17 protein-coding genes are annotated in these 18,907 nt (G+C 49.3%); 14 read left to right on the forward strand and 3 right to left on the reverse strand.

Going from position 1 to position 18,907, the window contains the following annotated elements:
* The first annotated feature begins 412 nt into the window (after positions 1-412).
* The 5 genes from K3T82_RS19770 (at position 413) to K3T82_RS19790 (ending at position 4,910) form a co-directional block, all read left to right on the forward strand.
* Positions 413-643 (forward strand): hypothetical protein, encoded by a 231-nt coding sequence (locus tag K3T82_RS19770; RefSeq protein WP_220195277.1) that lies wholly within the window; start codon positions 413-415, stop codon positions 641-643.
* 17 nt (positions 644-660) lie between these two features.
* A complete protein-coding gene (locus tag K3T82_RS19775) occupies positions 661-1,542 on the forward strand; it encodes an undecaprenyl-diphosphate phosphatase (RefSeq protein WP_220195278.1) in 882 nt (293 codons plus the stop codon).
* Between the two features lie 133 nt (positions 1,543-1,675).
* Positions 1,676-2,353 carry a response regulator transcription factor gene (locus K3T82_RS19780; RefSeq protein WP_220195279.1) on the forward strand — a complete coding sequence of 226 codons (678 nt, stop codon included), beginning with the start codon at positions 1,676-1,678 and terminating at the stop codon, positions 2,351-2,353.
* On the forward strand, positions 2,350-3,828 hold the full coding sequence (locus K3T82_RS19785) for a sensor histidine kinase (RefSeq protein ID WP_220195280.1): 1,479 nt from the start codon (positions 2,350-2,352) through the stop codon (positions 3,826-3,828). The genes K3T82_RS19780 and K3T82_RS19785 overlap by 4 nt, the downstream gene beginning before the upstream one ends.
* Before the next feature lie 344 nt (positions 3,829-4,172).
* Positions 4,173-4,910 carry a hypothetical protein gene (locus K3T82_RS19790; protein WP_220195281.1) on the forward strand — a complete coding sequence of 246 codons (738 nt, stop codon included), beginning with the start codon at positions 4,173-4,175 and terminating at the stop codon, positions 4,908-4,910.
* A 509-nt stretch (positions 4,911-5,419) separates the two neighbouring features.
* On the opposite strand, the gene K3T82_RS19795 is transcribed toward K3T82_RS19790, so the two are convergent.
* Complete coding sequence (locus tag K3T82_RS19795; protein ID WP_220195282.1) at positions 5,420-6,481, reverse strand: LacI family DNA-binding transcriptional regulator; 1,062 nt, start codon at positions 6,479-6,481, stop codon at positions 5,420-5,422.
* Positions 6,482-6,796: 315 nt separating this feature from the next.
* Between K3T82_RS19795 and K3T82_RS19800 the strand changes: the two genes are divergently transcribed.
* The 6 genes from K3T82_RS19800 to K3T82_RS19825 all read left to right on the forward strand — a co-directional run bounded on the left by K3T82_RS19800 (position 6,797) and on the right by K3T82_RS19825 (position 13,037).
* Positions 6,797-8,095 (forward strand): ABC transporter substrate-binding protein, encoded by a 1,299-nt coding sequence (locus K3T82_RS19800; protein WP_220195283.1) that lies wholly within the window; start codon positions 6,797-6,799, stop codon positions 8,093-8,095.
* A 207-nt stretch (positions 8,096-8,302) separates the two neighbouring features.
* Positions 8,303-9,271 carry a carbohydrate ABC transporter permease gene (locus K3T82_RS19805; RefSeq protein WP_220195284.1) on the forward strand — a complete coding sequence of 323 codons (969 nt, stop codon included), beginning with the start codon at positions 8,303-8,305 and terminating at the stop codon, positions 9,269-9,271.
* Between the two features lie 266 nt (positions 9,272-9,537).
* A complete protein-coding gene (locus K3T82_RS19810; RefSeq protein WP_236031560.1) occupies positions 9,538-10,167 on the forward strand; it encodes a carbohydrate ABC transporter permease in 630 nt (209 codons plus the stop codon).
* 39 nt (positions 10,168-10,206) lie between these two features.
* Positions 10,207-11,220 (forward strand): hydroxyacid dehydrogenase, encoded by a 1,014-nt coding sequence (locus K3T82_RS19815; RefSeq protein WP_220195286.1) that lies wholly within the window; start codon positions 10,207-10,209, stop codon positions 11,218-11,220.
* A 67-nt stretch (positions 11,221-11,287) separates the two neighbouring features.
* Positions 11,288-11,683 (forward strand): transposase, encoded by a 396-nt coding sequence (locus K3T82_RS19820; RefSeq protein ID WP_220195287.1) that lies wholly within the window; start codon positions 11,288-11,290, stop codon positions 11,681-11,683.
* Positions 11,684-12,275: 592 nt separating this feature from the next.
* A complete protein-coding gene (locus K3T82_RS19825) occupies positions 12,276-13,037 on the forward strand; it encodes a type 1 glutamine amidotransferase domain-containing protein (RefSeq protein ID WP_220195288.1) in 762 nt (253 codons plus the stop codon).
* 440 nt (positions 13,038-13,477) lie between these two features.
* Here the strand turns inward: K3T82_RS19825 and K3T82_RS19830 are convergent, their stop codons facing one another.
* Positions 13,478-13,918, reverse strand: a complete 441-nt coding sequence (locus K3T82_RS19830) for a response regulator (protein ID WP_220195289.1) — start codon at positions 13,916-13,918, stop codon at positions 13,478-13,480.
* Between the two features lie 262 nt (positions 13,919-14,180).
* Between K3T82_RS19830 and K3T82_RS19835 the strand changes: the two genes are divergently transcribed.
* A complete protein-coding gene (locus tag K3T82_RS19835; protein WP_220195290.1) occupies positions 14,181-14,768 on the forward strand; it encodes a TetR/AcrR family transcriptional regulator in 588 nt (195 codons plus the stop codon).
* A gap of 253 nt (positions 14,769-15,021) precedes the next feature.
* On the forward strand, positions 15,022-15,750 hold the full coding sequence (locus K3T82_RS19840; RefSeq protein WP_236031402.1) for a DinB family protein: 729 nt from the start codon (positions 15,022-15,024) through the stop codon (positions 15,748-15,750).
* 532 nt (positions 15,751-16,282) lie between these two features.
* Here K3T82_RS19840 and K3T82_RS19845 read toward each other — a convergent pair.
* Entirely contained in the window at positions 16,283-16,519 is a 237-nt protein-coding gene (locus tag K3T82_RS19845; protein ID WP_220195291.1) for a hypothetical protein, read from the reverse strand.
* A gap of 479 nt (positions 16,520-16,998) precedes the next feature.
* On the opposite strand from K3T82_RS19845, the gene K3T82_RS19850 reads away from it, so the two are divergent.
* Positions 16,999-18,531 carry a serine/threonine protein kinase gene (locus K3T82_RS19850; protein WP_220195292.1) on the forward strand — a complete coding sequence of 511 codons (1,533 nt, stop codon included), beginning with the start codon at positions 16,999-17,001 and terminating at the stop codon, positions 18,529-18,531.
* Positions 18,532-18,907 lie beyond the last annotated feature (376 nt).

The raw sequence follows: 18,907 nt of genomic DNA on the forward strand, positions 1-18,907 counted from the left end.
GTGTCAATCTCTCTCTAAAAAGTGATGCCTCAGTTCGCCAGATATTTATGGCTGCTCTTGTTTCATCGAAACGAACGTACAGCAGCGACCATTTTCGCTACCGTAGCGCGTAGCACCGCTGTTTCCATACACTCCTCTCTAGCTGTGCAATGATAGGCATGCCAGCGTTGAAAGGGAAGGCTCCCACATTTGCTTCGATTGCCCTGCGACCCCATGGGCAGGCAGGCACATAGCCTCTGCAACATAGACCTGTTCTCACTAAGAAGAAGAGGTGGCTTCTCATGAATCTCTCATTTTGAGCGCTTAGACTCGCCAAAGAACATACTCTCTTCCGTTGTCAAATAGACATACGACATTGTTGTGATATGTGTAAAAGAAGCTGTCTTCATGGCAGCAAGAAAGAAAAAAGCCCATGAATGCTCGTTCTGTTCGCTTCCTTGGGGGCTTAATCGTCATGTTTGTTGCCCTCCTCTGTAGTTTGTACTATCTCATTCCAGGATATGAGCATCTTTTGGTAACTCATGACGCCAAGGCGATGCATCCAACGCATGCCATTGCCTTCTTTGCCATCGCGATTGTGGCGTTCCTCGTCGCTCTGGTTTCGCGCCCTCAAACGACGAAGCGGCAGGCTCAACAACAGTAGAAAGGCATCCCCACCCCATGAACTTGACACTCTGGCAGACCATTCTTCTGTCGCTTTTGCAAGGTCTGACCGAACTTTTTCCTATTAGTAGTTTGGGACATACTGTCATCGTGCCGGGATTGCTCAACTGGGGCGACCTCGTACATGATGAACGGTTCCTCCCGCTCATTACCGCGCTGCATCTTGGTACAAGTATCGCGCTGGTCATCTACTTCTGGCGTGACTGGTTGCAAGTCTGTCAAACGCTTGTTATCAGCGTGAAAGAGGCCAATGTGCAGACCGGCACGGAAGGATGGGTCAACTGGCTTATCATTCTTGGCTGTATTCCGGCCGGCATACTTGGAGTCTTCTTGGAGAAGCCGCTCAAGGCGCTCTTTGCCTCTCCTTTCCTTGCGGCGACCTTTTTGATAGTCAATGGGCTCTTGCTCTTGCTCGGCGAATGGTGGCGTCGCAAGCACATGCATGGAGCGAAAGGACTGCCCCCTAAAGAGCGAGAGATTCGGACCCGTCCACTCTCATCGCTTAAGTGGTGGGAGGCGCTTCTCATCGGGTGCGCACAAGCACTGGCTCTCATTCCTGGCATCTCACGCTCTGGCGCAACGATGGTTGCAGGCCTTGGTGCCAGACTGAGTCATGAAGATGCAGCCCGTTTCTCCTTCCTGTTGGGAACACCTCTCATTGGTGCAGCCGCCCTGCTTGAGGTTCCACAACTCTTTCATGTGCCAGCTCCCACTCTTGGTCTTATTTGCTTAGGCATGGTCCTTTCAGGAATCATGGCTTTTCTGAGTACGAAGTTCTTAATGCGCTACTTTGAGACGGGCCGCCTCGACCCATTTGCCTACTACTGCATCGGTGCGGGCGCTCTTTCGCTCCTCCTGTTCATTTTCCTACCGAAGTAGGGGTGTGATGGCAATTTGGGGGCAGGTATGTCTGTGACACGCCTTTTCAGAGGAATACGTGAGCAGTACAATACCTTTGTGTGAGATGCCTGCCTCTCTTCACTATTTACTTCTCCGGAAGGGAAATGCATCGATGAGAATCCTGGTTGCAGAAGATCATCCTGGGTTGGGGATGGACATACAGCGCGGTCTCGAACGCTTTCACTACGTGACGGACCTCGCTGTTGATGGTGAGGATGCCCTCGCTCTGGCCCTAGTGAACCCCTATGATTTACTCATTCTTGATGTGATGTTGCCCTCTCTGGATGGCTTCGAGGTTTGCCGCCGTGTTCGCAATGCCCATCGTATGTATCCAATTCTCTTCCTGACCGCTCGTGGCGAAATCGATGATCGTGTACGTGGCTTGGATCTGGGAGGGGACGACTATCTTGTCAAACCTTTCGCCTTCCGAGAGTTGGAGGCAAGAGTACGTGCACTCTTACGCCGTGAGCACACCGTTTCATCAGCTATTCTTACATTCAACGATCTTGTGCTGGATACCCAGACACACGAGGTACGGCGAGGTTCACGCCTCCTTACTCTGTCTCATCGCGAGTATGCTCTGTTAGAGTTCTTTTTGCATCATCCTCGTCAAGTCTTGAGCCGTACCATGATCGCTGATCACGTGTGGGATGGGGAAGCTCCCTATCAATCCAATATCATCGATGTCTATGTTCGTTATCTCCGCAACAAGCTCTGCGCATCGGGCGAGCCAGATGTCATTGCGACCATTCGGGGCGTGGGCTATCAACTGAAGGAGGAGACGCCATGAAGCGCTTACACAAACTATGGACACGCATCTGGCCCATGGGCACACGCCTCCAACTGACCTGCTGGTACACCTGTATTCTTGCACTGATCATCGTGTGCGCAGGCACTGTTGTCTACAAATATCTGGAAAGCTCACTTGAAAGCAGTTTTGATACGACCCTGTCCTTGCAAGCACATTTAATTAGTAGCGAGATCAGCTTCACCGATCATCAATTGATGATCAGCGACCGTACAGGCGACATACCCAGCCTTGCAGCGACCAGAGCTGACCCGCGCTCTATACCCGCAGATGTCACCAATGGCCTGCTTGTTCGAGTCCTCGATATGCAAGGCCATGTTGTTCGCGAGTCACCGGGGTTCCGCTTCTACCCGCTTCCTACCAGTATCCTGGTTCCTCTCTCTCAGAAGACGATCAACAGGCAGACGCTCACTATCAAAAGCTCAGGCCTGGAAATACGCGTGTATAGTCAGGTGCTCACCAGCCAGGGAAAGCCCTATGCGATCATACAAGTAGGAGAATCGCTGGCACAAATGCATAGTGTGTTGCGCAACACAGCGTTTGTCCTCCTTCTCCTGACCCCAATACTGCTGGCTCTTAGTGCTGTGGGAAGCTACTGGCTCGCCGCGCGTGCGTTTGCTCCCATTCATCAGTTGACGACCACAGCCCGCGATATTCATTCACGTGATCTGCATCAACGAGTTCCCCTCCCACGGGCACATGATGAGGTCTACTTTCTCGCGACGACGGTAAACGCGATGATTGCTCGTCTAGAAGATGCCTTCACCAGACAGAGGCGATTTGTTGCTGATGCCTCGCATGAGCTACGCACACCTATCGCTGCCATCGTAAGTAAGACTGATGTTGCCCTCCTCCAGACGCTGGGCACGCAAGACTATATCGATATCATTCAACAAATAAATACAGAATCGTTACGCCTGGGCGATCTGATCAAGGACCTGCTTACACTTGCACGAGCAGATGAGGGGCGGCTCCACCTCATCTATGAACCAGTACGCCTCGATCTCCTTGTTGAAGCAGTTCTTGCCACCGCAACAGAGCTAGCAGAAGCGCGCCAGATTACGTTCCAGATGGAGCATGTCATGCCCGTCGAGGTGAGTGGGGACGAGGCACGCCTGATGCAGGTCATCATCAATCTGGTCGATAACGCACTCACCTACACTCCCCCTCATGGACATGTAACACTAAGTGTCAGGTACGAGGGTACACAAGGCCTAGTTATCGTTCAGGATACAGGAAAGGGCATTGCGCCTGAGCATCTTCCTCACATCTTTGAGCGCTTCTACCGTGTAGATAGCGCTCGCAGTCGCGACATGTCCACCGGACGTGGTAGTGGGCTTGGGCTGGCTATCGTCGATTGGATTGTTCAAGCACATGGTGGTCGCGTCACTGTCGAGAGTCACCTGGATCAAGGGTCAACGTTTACGCTCTCTCTCCCTCTTCAGCCAGCCTCGTAACTAGATATCTCCTCGAGGCATTCATATCTGGATTGATCCCTCTTGCAATAAGATGACAGATCCATTACGAAAAGCGATGGGATTGTTCACACTCCTGTCATGTTGGTGGCATACACTAGAACTACAGATGCAGATGCTCATCTCTCAAACTATTACGGCTCTAAGCAGTCAAAATGATGAAAAGAGGAAGATGTATTTCATCCTATGTGGCCCTACAGTCTACGTCTTTTCTCAGGAACCAGAGTGTTTCTGTCACAGGATCAGCCCAAAGACGGAAATACTCATATGACGGAGTGTCTACGTGCAAGCATCACATTTGTCGAACCAGTAGGAGGTGCCCCATCATGCACATTCAAACATACACAGTAACAGCCACCATACGGCGCGCAGGCCCATATCTCGGAATAGTGGCAGTGGTCTATAGCGCTTTCCACCTGGCAAATATCTTTGCAGTGAGCACATTAAATCCTTTTTTAAGTTCCACCTTTCCTGGAGCAAATGCAACGGCATCTGCCATCGCATCATTTTTTCAGCAAACTCCTGACCTCGTTCGCCTCTATACCATCTTCCAATTTGGGGCTGGCATTGCATTCGGCACTTTCGCCATAGCCGTCTTCAGCAGGCTACGGCTGCTGGGCGCGCATCCCGCCTGGCTTAATATCGCGCTCTTTAGCGGCATCATGACGGGGCTAGACATAGCGACTGCGTCTCATATCACATGGGTCATGACGTGGCCCGGCATCGCGCAAAACGTTCCGCTCACAGTAGCGCTCTATTACCTGCAATTTACCTTCGGTGGTCCCGGCTTCTCTGTGCCGGTGGGGCTGTTTGCAGGCAGTATTGCCATCGCTGCTATGAAGATGAAGCTCCTACCAAAGTGGATCATCTGGCCTGGCATTTTTATTGGGATTGTGGGCATATTAAGCAGTCTCAACCTCATCATGCCCGTTACTCCCCCCATACCATTCCTTATTCCGCTCACAAGGTTCCCAAACTTCGTCTGGATTATTGCAGCTGGATTTGCGCTTCCAGTACCTGATTCTGCTGCAAACCAACAAGAGGTGGTTGGGAATAAGTCCTAAGAGAACAAGGGGTTTGGCATACAGAAGAGTTTTTTATCAACAAGGTTACAAAAAACGGAACATGGCCTTTCCCTCAAATATCTTGACGCAGGTTCGAAAAGACGACCAAACATATGAGCTATGAATGACTCAATACAAAAAATTTTGTCATACTAGATTATGCAAAAGAGACAATTGGCACTAAGCTCTTAGTAGCGTGGCATATTCTATAGTGGTCTCAGTACCGATCGATTTGGAGACAGGGCGCGCAATGCTCTCCCTCAAGCCATAGCCATACAGGGATGTTTCAGTTCAGAAAAGGATGTCTAGCAATATATTGATTATACTGAAAAGCTCCCAGGAAGGGGAATATTGCCAATGATCACGGTCAAAGAGGTAAGCCCCAGGACGACGAGCCATCTTTTAGCCTCAAGACTATGTGCCCCCTCCCCTTTCTGAGCCAGCTCTTGTTTGGTGATACTCAGACGCTTGAATAAGATGGTCAACAGAGCCGAAAGAAAATGGGAAAATCAGCTTGATGTTGAAATGACCCCAACCGATTGGCGGCTTTTAAGCTTACAGGCAAGTTCGACGCAAATGGTGGTTGCATCTGGATGTTGGAAGCGATCCATTAGGCGGCGTGCAGCCAGCATACCCATTTCTTTGCAATCAACGTACATAGACGTTAACGCTGGAGTGAGCAGAGCTGACGTTGGTATATCGTCAAAGCCAATCACCGAAATGTCCTCAGGGACGCGTTTACCTGCTTCATGTATTGCATGCATTGCGCCAATAGCAGCCTCATCGTTCACGGCAAAGATGGCGGTAAACTGACATTTATTAGCTATAAGCAGATCATACACAGCATCGCGAACGTCGTCTACGCGCAAATGGCTTTCGAGAACCAGCCTGGGATCAAAGGGAATTCCAACTTCTTGCATTGCGGTGCGATATCCCTCATAACGCTGGTGAAGGGTGCGCCTGGAGGTGTAGATGGGAGTAGTAATATGCAGAATGCGCCGATGTCCGTGTGCAAGCAAATGCTGCGTTGCCTGGAGTGCTCCAGTGAAGTTAGCAGGAAGAAAAGTATCGACCAACAATTCGCGATGATCTGCGTTGATCACAGCTATCGGCATGTTGAGGCCACACAGTTGCTCAATCACTTCGCGCTCCTGTATGCTTGCCAATAGTACACCCTCAATCTGGCGCTCTTTGATCTTCCTAGAAATAAAGGCAGAACCTTGTTCACCTTGCTCAACAATGGAGTAGCTGAGCTGAATATCGTGCTGGCGACATTCAGCTTCTATGCCATGTAAGATAGCCGTATGAAAGTTATCAAGGCCAAGGCCAGGGCCGTCGCTGAATGTCGCCGTAAAAAGACCGATATGTCGCAATTTCGTTGGTGCAAATGAATCGTAGTATCCCATCTCAGTGGCAACAGCTATAACCTGACGTCTCAAGTCATCGCTGATCCCATAGACATTATTCAGTACACGAGAGACGGTGCTAATTGAGACACCCGCTCGTTTTGCTATATCGCGCAGATGAACGCGCCGCATTGGTAGGCTATCTGGGAGTGTGCGCTCTTTCATCTTCCCCTCCTGATTGTTCTCCATTGGCTGTTGAGCAACCTATATTATGGCTGATGGAAATCTATTATATCTCATATTTGCAAAATTGCAAAACCCTTTCTCCAATACTTTGCATTTCAAAGGTTTTATACCTATTTTAATAAGATTAAGAAAGCTAAAAAATGCACAATCAAGAAAATATCACACAAATTTCGCAAATATATCGCAAAAACAATATTGAAAATCGAATATATATTTCTGTATACTTGAAAACATAACTTGATATTTACGAAGAAGTTGCAAAATAATCATTCACCCAAAGGAGGGTAATATTTCATGACACCCCATCCATCGCGTCCGTTCTATGCTAGCTTCGCGATGCTCCTCTGTGTCGCATTTATGCTGGTTGCCTGTGGAGGCTTTGGGTCTCCCCCCTCAAATCAGAAGGTTAATCTGACCTTCTGGAACTTTAATAATCTGCAACAATCGACCGTCGATGCCTTTAACAAGAGTCATCCCAATATTCATGTGACGATGAGCATTGTTCCTGGGGGGCAACTCTATACGAAGCTGGAAGCAGCCATTAAGGCAAACACCGCGCCAGACATCACCCGCGTTGAATACAACTATCTCCCCACTATCGAAGCGACAGGTGGGCTGGTTGACCTTTCGAAATATGACGCAGGGTCTTTGCAAAGTCAATTTGTTCCATGGACCTGGGCCCAGGTCAAGCGCGGCGACGCCATTTATGCTCTCCCGATGGATACAGGACCCGTAGCGATGGCCTATCGCACCGATATTTTTCAGAAATACCATCTCTCGCCCCCGACGACCTGGGAGGAATATGCGAAAGACGCTGCAATCTTGCATGCCGCTAACCCCAAGCTCTACATCACCGACTTCCCAGCAGATAATATGTACTGGTTTACAGCCCTTGCCTGGCAAGGCGGTGGACGTTGGTTTAGCACCACAAGCGATTCCTGGAAAGTTTCGATCAATGATGCAGGAACAAAACAGGTTGCAAACTACTGGCAAAATTTGATCAACAGCCATCTGGTGTCAAACATCCCTGAAGCAAACCCGCTCTTCGCCCAGAATGAGGCGGCAGGAAATATGGCAACTGTGATCACTGCAGCCTGGAATACAAAGTATATTGCGAGCGGTCAGCCCCAGAATGCCGGGAAGTGGAAAATCGCACCGTTGCCCCAGTGGGTTGCCGGGCAACAGCTTTCTGCGAACATCGGCGGCTCGACTAATGCAGTCACGACCAGCTCCAAATATCCAGAGCAGGCGGCTGAGTTTGTGAAATGGATCAGTACCAATTCTCAGGCATTGACCAACCAGGTGGTTACGCAGAAGATCTTTCCTTCTACCACCGCAGGTTTATCCCTCTCGCCGCTAAAACAACTGGATGCGTACTACAATCAACATGTTGTTGACGTCTTCATGCCTGCCTCGCAGCATATTGATACCACCTTTGTATGGGGTCCAACCATGCTCACGGTATCCTCGGATTACAGCGATTTGACCAAGCAGATTATTACCGGAAAAACAACGATGCCGGCAGTCCTAGACACTTTACAGACGAAAACGATATCCTCTATGCAGCAACAAGGTTTTAATGTACAACATTAATCCTGCTTGCTCAGGATTAAGTACAGAGTCGTAATTCTGACACTTTGGACAACTGATCACTCTCCTCCTGGAGGGGCAGAAACAAATGCTGCCCCTTCCTTTTTCATCATCGCGATCATTTACTCCTTATCCGGAAACCTGAGCGCGTCAGCGCTAGCCGCGCTAGCGGCGTTGGTTTTCGAATAAGACCTTAGAAGGGAGTTTGTCATGGAAGCCGAAATCGCTGACGATCTTGCTACTCAGGCTTCAACGTTACCACACCAACGCCGCTTGAAGCTCCGCTCACTGCGGATGCGTACCTTCATCCCTTACTTCTTTCTCACTCCTGCTATCCTGCTTTTCATCCTGTTTTTTGCGGTGCCTGTGGGATACGCAGTCTGGCAGAGCTTATTTCAGATTCACCGCGATGCCCTGGGCTTGAGCGCGCCCACGCAGGTATTCGCAGGCCTGGCTAATTATCAGAGAGCCATCACTGATCCAGATCTGTACCAGGGTTTTGGACGTGTCCTGCTCTACGGCCTGATTGAGGTGCCTACTATGCTGGTTCTGGCCGTGTTCTTTGCGCTCTTGCTCGATAGTGCAGCAACGCACGCGCGTGCGCGTGCGTTCTTTCGGATCACATTTTTCCTGCCCTACGCTATTCCAGGAGTCATCGCTGTATATATCTGGGGCTATCTCTACACTCCTCAGCTAAGCCCGATTACGCAAGTGTTGACTCTCCTTCATCTGGGGGGACCAGATTTCCTCGGACCCTCGTCAGTTCTCTGGTCAATCGGCAACATCGCTATCTGGGGAGGTACGGGTTACCAAGTGCTGGTCATTTTCTCAACACTTCAGGCAATATCCCCCAATCTGTACGAGGCTGCACGCATTGATGGCTGTTCCGAGTGGCAAATTGCCTGGTTTATCAAGCTCCGGATGATTCTCCCAGCAGTGGCTCTAATCAGCATGTTCTCTGTTATCGGCGCACTACAGTTGTTTGCGGAGCCTATGCTTTTAGGGAGCCTCTCAAGCAGCATTACTTCGAGCTTTACCCCCAACATGTATCTCTATAAGACGGCTCTTGATGGGGGGAACTATTCCTATGCTGCCGCACTCTCAATAGTGTGGGCGTTGTTGACTTCTTTCTTCTCGTTTAGCGTTTTACGGTTTTCACGCAAACGGACAGGAGTGTAAGACCTATGGCATCCCTTTCTCTTTCCAGCCGGGCTTCCTCGCCTCAACGACACGCTGCTCTGAGACCTTTTCGTATCGTGATGTACATAATCATGCTCTGCGCAGCCTTTTATTTTGTGTATCCCCTATGTTGGCTCGTTTTTGCCTCAACAAAAAATAATCCAGATCTGATCAGTACATCTGGATTCTGGTCCTCCAACAATTTCAATTTTATTGCCAATCTGCAACAATTACTGACATTTGACAACGGGATCTTTATGCAGTGGATGGGGAATTCTTTCCTATATGCCACAGGGAGCTCGTGCGTCAGTACGTTCATCATCGCGTTGAGCGGGTACGCCTTGGCAAAATATTCTTTCCCTGGCAAGCAGTTGATATTTAATATCCTTCTGGGGACTGTATTGGTGCCAGGAACAGCGTTGATGCTCCCATTTTACTTGTTGATGAGCGGAATGCATCTTACTAATACCTATTGGTCTATTCTGCTCCCAACGATTTTTAGTGCCTTTGGCATCTGGTTCGCCTGCATCTATGCAAATGCCTCTGTTCCCAACGAATTGCTGGATGCTGCGCGCATTGATGGAGCCGGAGAATTGCATATTTTTCTTACTATAGCCTTACCCCTTATGTCACCGGCACTGGCCACGATGTTCTTGTTTCACTTCGTCGGGGTGTGGAATGGCTTTTTTCTTCCCCTACTGATGCTCAATAATCAACATCTCTATCCGGTGATGGTTGGATTAGGTGTCTTGAGTGCCGGTGCTGGGACCGGTGAAAATAATACGAATCTGGTTATTATGGGTTCCCTGCTCTCCGCCCTCCCAATTGTCCTGAGCTTCACGTTTCTACAACGATACTGGCGCCAGGGTCTCACCTTTGGCAGCCTTATTGGGTAACCTTTCATATCATTCACATCAGTAATGGAGTATCTATCAATGGTATTTGACGAGAAGCGCCCCGTGGTTTCAATATTAGTTGATTCCAAATGGCAAAGGCGTATCTTTTCTCCAGCAAGTCTGGAGAAACTAGCAGCGGTTGCGAATGTGGTGCAGGCCCCCAGACTAAGCTTTAGCGATGCAAATCTCGCTGATCTGCTTGATGGAGCAATTGCTTGCTTGACGGGATGGGAGACTCCCCCTCTTACCAACGAGCTTCTGGAGCGTTGTCCCTCACTTCGCCTCGTAGCCCATACAGCAGGAACTGTTCACCACCTGGTGCCCTCAACTTTCTTCCAGCGTGGTGTGCGCGTTACGCATTCGGCAGCTGCCCTGGCAGAGGGAGTCTCAGAGTTTACAATTCTGCAAATGTTACAATGCTTGCGCCGACTAGATCGCTTTGAGCAGCGCCTGCGCTCTGGAGAACCATGGCATACGCTTACACATCTTCCTGGGCGCTTGTTACAGGCTCAAACTGTGGGGCTTGTTGGAGCCAGTCTTATTGGACGAGGCGTTATTGAGCGCTTGCGTCCGTTTGGTTGCCATATACTGATGTATGATCCCTATCTTTCGCTTGCAGAGGCAACAGACCTTGGAGTGGAACTCATCGATCTCGACGGACTCTTTGCTCGTTCGGATATCGTCTCCCTACACGCTCCCCTCTTGCCAGCAACACGTGGGATGATTTCAGCCAGGCACCTCGCGTCACTGCGCGATGGAGGAATCCTGATAAACACCGCGCGTGCCGGGTTAGTGGATGACGCCGCGCTCTTGGAGGAACTCACGTCAGGAAGAATTAGCGCCGCTCTGGATGTATTTGCGACCGAGCCACTCCCAGACAACCACCCCTTTCTCACTTTGCCGAACGTCCTGCTCTCTCCCCATATCGCGGCAATGACAACCGAAACGCTTTTAAAACAAGGAGAGATGATGATTGATGAGGTCATTCGTTTCCTGGCTGGCGAACCACTTATCTATGAGATTCTGCCGCAGAAGCTATCTATTACGGCATAACTGACATATCTCTTTCTCCAACTGCTACCAAGCGCTTGGCAGCAGTTGGAGAAAGAGATATTTGCGTTTGCCAAGTGATGTTGCTCAATCAGATCAAGATCCTCAAAAACGGCGGCAAGAGATTGCACAGTTGCTGGAAACCCTGGTTGAAAAACACCCGACTGGAGCTATTTATGTGACCTGGGACAATGCGAACGCCCATGAGGATGAGGACATTGATGCAATCGTTCAGGCAACTCAGGGGCGATTGGTGCTGCTGTATTTGCCCACCTATAGTCCCTGGTTCAATCCGATTAATGAGTGGTTTTTAGTCAATCGGAAGAACCATGCCCCCCTCTTGCCCATCTGCGCGTTCATTTCTGTCCCAATGCAGACTCGCGCCCCTCTTTTCCCTTCAGACTATCCCCTGACGACCTCTCCGCGCTACCGCCTTAGTTGTCGACTCACATTTCGAGAGCAATAGTCTCAGATGTGGTAGAGCTACATTCCGTTCATAACAAACGTTTCATACTTGGAGGGAGAACAGTGTTGAATGCAATACTGTATTTACAATGTCAGATATACAGATCAACAAAGGATCTTTTCACAAACTTACTATCCGTGAACCAAAGGGGGCATAGGGGTTATGCGTCTCCTGGATATGAGTCCACTAATGTTGGGAAAATAGCCATAGGAGGAAGTACATCTCCTCTGCACTCAAGAACAGATTGCGCAAGATTGAGAGAACAGAATTGCCACAGTATCCCACACTTGATAGCTTTCACAAGAATAACGCTGCAAACGGATGTACCGGGACGCGAATGTGGGTACCAGGTTGAGTCCACAAAAGGCCAACCCGTCCTTGAGGCGCCGGAAGGAGTGAGCCCACTCCTCCACTCTTGTCCTCCTGTATCTAGACTATTCAACAAGACGTCCTGCTCAGAACACCATAGTCCTGCTTCCATTTCATGGGCAAGCGGGTCAGCATACGACGGTGTCACATAGGATAACTATCCATTGTGATAATGGACACAAACACAAAGATTGATAGCCTTTTCGCGTTAAGGAGGATAGCAATGAAAGTTTTGATGGTCCTTACCTCTCATGAGCAACTCGGCAATACTGGCAAGAAAACCGGTTTCTGGCTGGAAGAATTTGCCGCACCTTATTACGTCCTGAAAGATGCCGGTGTCACGATAACACTGGCTTCACCAAAGGGTGGGCAACCACCACTTGATCCGAAAAGTGACCAACCCGAAAACCAGACGGAAATGACAAAACGCTTCCGCTCAGATTCGGTGGCGATGAAAGAACTCGCCCATACTAAGAAGCTCGCTGATATTTCAGCAAGCGATTTTGATGCTGTTTTCTATCCCGGCGGTCATGGTCCGATGTGGGATATGCCAGACAACCCGCATTCCATCGCGCTCATTGAGGCACTCGTGAAAGCCGATAAGCCGGTTTCAGCCGTCTGTCACGCACCTGTCGCATTTATCAATGCACATGATGCTCAAGGTCAGCCCCTTGTCAAAGGTAAGCACGTGGCAGGTTTCTCCAATGAGGAAGAAGCAGCTGTGGGCCTGACTACAGTCGTACCATTTCTCCTAGAGGACAAGCTCAAGGAGAGAGGGGGAATCTATAGCAGCAACAAAGCTTTTGTGCCTTATGTGCAGGTTGATGGCAAACTGATAACGGGTCAGAACCCAGCATCTTCGGGTCCCGCTGCAAAAGCGCTATTGCAGTTACTTCGATCAGATCGATCCGAAGCGACGGTGAAAGCTGGAGCATCTCATGTGCATCATGGGAAGAGCCAATCGAAGTCATCAAGAGGTGCCTGAGCCAAAGAAGGTGTCGTTACTCTACGTTTGCAGCTTGATTGCTAATAACGAAACCTCCTTCAAACCATATGAGCCATGCTCGATCTGCCAAGCACAGTGATCTGTCAGTCTCTTTAAGCAGCAGCCTTTATTGTGGCTGCTGCTTCCTTCTTCTATCGTTCCTACATTCTTATACGGGATTTGTACATGCTATTGACGAACAAACAATTGAGATCAATGCGCAGGCAACAACTGGCGATCCACTAGCAAGTACTATCCGCTCAGGTGCTCATATTGGTCTCCTAGCTATTGACTTTGCAACATGGCACAAGATACACATCAATGGGCATATGGAAGAATAAGGTGAAAAGATAGGTGTGCATGCAGAAGTATGCCCGGCTTTGTGCGAATCCTCAACGAATGTCAGTTTGAGTTTTTGGACTATCCAGGCAATACTATGTTCAATACACTGGGTAACGAGATACCTCTGGAGCACCAGTTACTTTCTGCGAGTCTGTGAAGTATAGTTCCTGGTTATCGCACACCGCTCGCTCAATCAATTCAAGCAATACTTCTAGATCAAACGGTTTATCAAGAGTGTTAAAAATTTCTATACAAGCAACTTGCTCAAGAGCTTCTTCATCCGCACTAAAGGCAATAATCGCACGCAATAAGGTTGGGTCTTGCTGTTGGATCTTGTGCAAGAATTGCAATCCATTGAGGCGTGGCATTGTTAAATCGAGCAAGATCACATCGTACGCATTCCATTGAGAGTTCAGGTGGTCTAAGGCGTCTACACCATCGAAGGCAGTGTCGACCTCATATGCTTCGTCTTCCAACAGTTCTTGTAAGGCAGATCGCATCATCTGGTCATCATCGACGACTAAAATGCGTTTCCTCATTTCCACTCTCTTTCTAGCACTCAAGTCATTCATTCTTAACGAACGCTCTTTCAGTTCTATGAACACGGGATCGTCTATGACCGCTTCACGCCTTTCTTGGTAATACCTTTGTCGGTAATATCTTTGTCAGATATTTCCCCATTCCTTTATATCTATACCAATTGGTATAGATAATGATAGCAACATTGACAGATTGTCGTCAAGAGGATACGATACCTATCGGTATAGAAAACGGTATTGGATGCGAGAAAAGCGAGGAGTTATGCCATCAGGACGGATACGAGAGTTTGATACTGATTACGCCCTCGACCAGGCCCTTCGCCTCTTCTGGCGCAATGGCTATGAGGGAACGTCGCTGTCGGATCTCACCAATGCCATGGGCATCACCAAACCCAGCCTCTATGCTGCCTTTGGCAATAAAGAAGCCTTATTCCGCCTCATCCTTGATCGCTATGTGCAGGGACCTGCTGCCTATCTGCATGAGGTTCTTGGGGAACCAACTGCCCGAGGCGTCGTCCATCGATTTCTCTGCTCAGCGCTTGATGCTCAGACCGATCCACATACGCCAGCAGGCTGCCTTCTAGTCCAAGGGGCGCTTGCGTGTGGGGACGACGCTGTTCCTATCAAGGAAGCGTTAATTGCTCGGCGGACAGTAGCCGAACTGGCCCTCTGTCAGCGCCTTGAGCAAGCGCAAGCACAGGGGGACCTACCAGCCTCTGCTGATCCAGCGAGCCTAGCACGTTATGTCATCACGCTTTCGCAGGGCATGGCTGTTCAGGCTGCAGGTGGGATGAGTCGAGAGCAATTGCTGCAGATCATTGAGATGGCGTTGCAAGCCTGGCCAACCTAACCATGCAGCAAGACGGCCTGAGATGCCTTCCTGCTATCTTTCTTACTGAATCTCTCTGTTGACTGATCATGAAGGTGACCAAACCCGCTAACTGCGCAAGAATCTGTTGACCTCGCGCAAGAATCTGAGTGAAGATCCCGCTCTATTCCCACTATAGTATGAGCAACAGCGCTGTTTCACAACGGCTCTTTAAAAGGGATACACATTGTGTAGCCAGTGCTTCTTTGGCAACAAGAAAATGGAGAGAAATCCTATGCTCGATTTTAGCTCGGTGAAGAATGGCTCTAAAACATTTGCGGAACTAGCGGCAGGCCTTACCAAAGCTGATCTCTACCATCTGGCCGACGAAATAGTTGACACCATACAAGAAATTATCGCCGACGCAGTGGACGCGGATGTAGTATTTGTGCCTGATGACCCACAGGCCAATGATGCCTTTGGCAAGCCTGAAGAGGTTCATCTAGCTTGGACGCTCGGTCACGTCATCGTTCACACCACGGCTTCCTCGGAGGAAGCTGCGTCGCTCGCCCTGGTGCTGGCTCGAGATCTGCCAGTCGAAGGTCGCTCGCGCTACGAGGTCTATTGGAAAACTATCACGAACGTAGCACAGATTCGCCAGCGTCTGGAGGAAAGTCGGCACATGTGCAAATCCATGCTCGACGCATGGCCCAACGAGCCGCATCTGGATGTCACCTTTATGCATCCCCGTGTTGGTGAACTCAACGCCATAGGAACAATTAGCTGGATTGTGATTGAATCTCTTGCACCCGACGACTTGCCTCTAACCCGTCAATCTCTAATCCATATGCGAGCGCCGTTTCATCGATATCGCCTTTCATATACGCTTGAATCCATTCGATGGGAGATTGGTAAGGATAGAGAACATGGAGGAGTTCGTGGTTCTGATAGTGCAAAACCTCGTGATACAATTTGGCAAGCGATGAGGTTGCAATGGGTGTGCCATTGTCTTCAAAGTTTATGAGGTCCTGCGGATGGACAGATAACTCCCGCGCTACCTGATCCAGGGGCAGACGTGCCTTCTCGCGCGTTTCTTTCACCTGTGCTCCAATGGCTTTATAGTCCAACAGTATTCTCTCCAATCTTGCATTCCTGCTAATAGCTAACATTGCAGTGCTTTTCGGAGCCCATTCTCCTGTAGCAGCTGGAGAATATCGAGCAATTTCCCCACCAACTACTGCACCTCTACTGTCAATCGGTGCTTGACGTGGTAGGCACACACTCTCTCCATTCATCCCGTTGATTGAGCGTCTCGTCGTCGCCAATGCCATGAAATGCTGTCAGTGATCTCTTCTTAAGGATGTTTCTCCTCCAATAAAAGGAGGGGCGTTGTCGATGTATGCCAGACAGGTCCGCTACATCCTAGCTCACTTCACACGTCACCATTGTTTCTAATGAGAAGGAAACTATAGCTGTTTGCCTTCCAAAAGAAGCGAGAGTGGTATGTTTCGATTACAAGACACATGAATACTTCATTGCCATCTACTAATGTTTGTTTACATACCTATCTTCCCGGTCGCGCGGAACTGCACGAGTTGACCAACAAAGTTCAATTCAGGATTGAAGACGATATGGAGAGCCAGAAACGCAGCCATAATATCATCCCGATATCCATATTTCTGCAAAACGCTCTGAAGCGCTTTCGGGTCCTCGTTTTCGATGGCAAGGACATACTCTAACACTGGATCTGGCCACTGACCGCTCTGGTTATGTGCCGCTGGTTGGGTCATCATGCGATTCTCTCCTCCTGAGTTTCTATAGGCCTCAACTCTGCTGAATGGTCTCACAAGCAGCTAATCTATACCCTTTAAGACTACGGACGTCGTCGAAATCAGCGTGCGTCAGTCATTGACGTATGCCCGCAGATAATAACGCAGAATGTACCTTTCCCTCCACGCAGCAAGGCATCCATCCCCTGAACGCTATCACCAGCTCTGATACTTGCTTCTGTTCTTGCATTCTTTCGCGCTCATCGCCTCCTGTTGATTCTGTTCTCTATTAGAAAAGTAGTCCACATGATCATATGAGTTACGCTACCCATGACTTCCGGATACAAACTCAATTCACCTGTTTTGGCAATTCGGGAAGAGGTTCGTAAACACATTGAGAAGAAGCGCATACTTTCTTGCTATTTGGCGTGGGATCACTATAATAAAACTCAGCTATGTATATATAGCCACATGCGCCTATCTTATCTTTTCGAGTAGTGGGTATGATGCAAGAAAAAATACACATAGATGGATATGATACTTCGGCACTTCTCTTACGAGGCCCATATATCCTTCTTTACGAAGGAAAGAGGTATGAAGACTCCAGGGACGTTTTGCTCAAAGTCTGGCCGACTGCCTATCCTTCTTCAGAGCCTGAGCGTGAGTATATCCAGCGAGAGATTGAACGTCTGAGGTTGCTCAATGAGCATCCTCATATGCTCGAAATTCAAGAGGCGCGCATAGGTGATTTCGGATTTGCCATTATTACTGATGCCGCACCACTTGGTACCCTACAAGCTCGCCTCACGCGTAGGGCATCCAAGCCATTCCCACATGAGGAAGCGTTCACTCTTATCGAGCAAATAGGGAGCATTCTCTCTGCCGCCCATGCGCAAGGAATTATCCATGCCAATCTGAGTTCGCAGAGCGTTGTTTTCCGTCAAGAAGGGCAAGCCGCCCTAACGGACTTTCATTTACAGAGTGTCGTAGGAACAATCAGAGAATATCAGGGGTATATTGAAGAAGGGGTGCCGCGCTGCTGGTATATGGCTCCAGAACAATTCCAGGGATACACTGATGCCTCCTCCGATCAATATGCGCTTGGTTGTCTGGCATACGTGGCACTGACAGGCCGTGTGCCGTTTTTTGGCACCGCTCGTGGAACGCTCTCACAGAAACATAGCAACGAAACACCAACATTGCCCTCACACGTGAATACTGCGCTGTCGCCACATGTCGACAGCGTTATCTTGCGCGCGTTGTCGAAAGATCCGTCACAGCGTTTCCCGGACATAGAGGCGTTTCTGCAGGCTCTTAGGGATGCGGGGGAGCAGTTGCCAATGGTCTTGCCATCGGCTTTCTCGTCCCTCCCAACAGAAGAGACACAAGCATTCTTCGCGTTGGATCGTATATCGAGTGATCAGAAGGTGGCAAATGTGCGAGATAGTGAGGAGAAGAAGAAGAGCATTCCACCCTCTGGCACGACGAGTAAAATCAGTGGGAATGATGATGGGAAAGGCAAGAAGAACATATTTCCTGCCCTGATGCTCGTAGTGATGACGTTACTCGTTATTATTGGGACCATCGTCGTCTGGCAGCGTCCTTTGCTCCAAACATCCCAAATGAAGGACCCTCTGGCAATGACCCCAACCCCACTCTCTACCCCAACACATGTACCTACTAGAAATGCGACCGGAACACCACCACCAACTCTCCTACCCATTTTGCATCCATCCCCGACAACAACACCAGGCCAGAAGCGAGTTACGATCTCACCCTTTCTTGATTGTGTGCAACGAGAAGGTGGCGCCTATGCAGCCTACTTTGGGTATGCCAACACGAACTCGTTTACGGTCAGTATTCCCCAAGGCACAAACAACTATTTGAAGCCGACTACATATAACGGCATGCAACCAGGCGTATTTAATCCCGGTCGACAATACCGTGTCTTCCGCATCCCATTTAAGAATGGGATTGTGACCTGGAATCTTGATGGAGGAAGCGCTACCGCCAGCAAGCAAGGCCCTGACTGTTGAGGGTAGAGTGCACTTGGCGGATAGGTGCTTGAGATGGTAAAAGATCTTCTTCGCGCGCCTGTGCCTTTCTGCATTTTTCAGATGGTCAGCACGAGCAGAAAGGTTGTGGTATCTTGCTTCGCCAATGCCAGATGCTTTTGATCTGCATCGCTGAAGGAAATTGTCATGATGGCTGCATGGTTATGGGAATTATGTATGATGGCCAAAATGGAAGAGGAAAACGAATTTCTTGCCTGAGTGTCTCAGGCCGTAACCAAAGCGAACGTTACAACAACTGTATATACAGAAAGCGTGTTTCTGGTAGCTTCTTCACCTCCTGGTTGCTGGGAAGGGCCATCCCTGCTGCCATTATCCAGAGGGCTTTCATACTTTAACC

The organism is Ktedonospora formicarum (assembly GCF_016587355.1).
In the GTDB taxonomy this organism is placed as follows: Bacteria; Chloroflexota; Ktedonobacteria; order Ktedonobacterales; family Ktedonobacteraceae; genus Ktedonobacter; species Ktedonobacter formicarum.

Coding starts and splice junctions, on each gene's coding strand:
- K3T82_RS19770 (WP_220195277.1), top strand. CDS start 413: ATGAATGCTCGTTCTGTTCGCTTCCTTGGGGGCTTAATCGTCATGTTT.
- K3T82_RS19775 (WP_220195278.1), top strand. CDS start 661: ATGAACTTGACACTCTGGCAGACCATTCTTCTGTCGCTTTTGCAAGGT.
- K3T82_RS19780 (WP_220195279.1), top strand. CDS start 1,676: ATGAGAATCCTGGTTGCAGAAGATCATCCTGGGTTGGGGATGGACATA.
- K3T82_RS19785 (WP_220195280.1), top strand. CDS start 2,350: ATGAAGCGCTTACACAAACTATGGACACGCATCTGGCCCATGGGCACA.
- K3T82_RS19790 (WP_220195281.1), top strand. CDS start 4,173: ATGCACATTCAAACATACACAGTAACAGCCACCATACGGCGCGCAGGC.
- K3T82_RS19795 (WP_220195282.1), bottom strand. CDS start 6,481: ATGAAAGAGCGCACACTCCCAGATAGCCTACCAATGCGGCGCGTTCAT.
- K3T82_RS19800 (WP_220195283.1), top strand. CDS start 6,797: ATGACACCCCATCCATCGCGTCCGTTCTATGCTAGCTTCGCGATGCTC.
- K3T82_RS19805 (WP_220195284.1), top strand. CDS start 8,303: ATGGAAGCCGAAATCGCTGACGATCTTGCTACTCAGGCTTCAACGTTA.
- K3T82_RS19810 (WP_236031560.1), top strand. CDS start 9,538: ATGGGGAATTCTTTCCTATATGCCACAGGGAGCTCGTGCGTCAGTACG.
- K3T82_RS19815 (WP_220195286.1), top strand. CDS start 10,207: ATGGTATTTGACGAGAAGCGCCCCGTGGTTTCAATATTAGTTGATTCC.
- K3T82_RS19825 (WP_220195288.1), top strand. CDS start 12,276: ATGAAAGTTTTGATGGTCCTTACCTCTCATGAGCAACTCGGCAATACT.
- K3T82_RS19830 (WP_220195289.1), bottom strand. CDS start 13,918: ATGAGGAAACGCATTTTAGTCGTCGATGATGACCAGATGATGCGATCT.
- K3T82_RS19835 (WP_220195290.1), top strand. CDS start 14,181: ATGCCATCAGGACGGATACGAGAGTTTGATACTGATTACGCCCTCGAC.
- K3T82_RS19840 (WP_236031402.1), top strand. CDS start 15,022: ATGCTCGATTTTAGCTCGGTGAAGAATGGCTCTAAAACATTTGCGGAA.
- K3T82_RS19845 (WP_220195291.1), bottom strand. CDS start 16,519: ATGATGACCCAACCAGCGGCACATAACCAGAGCGGTCAGTGGCCAGAT.
- K3T82_RS19850 (WP_220195292.1), top strand. CDS start 16,999: ATGATGCAAGAAAAAATACACATAGATGGATATGATACTTCGGCACTT.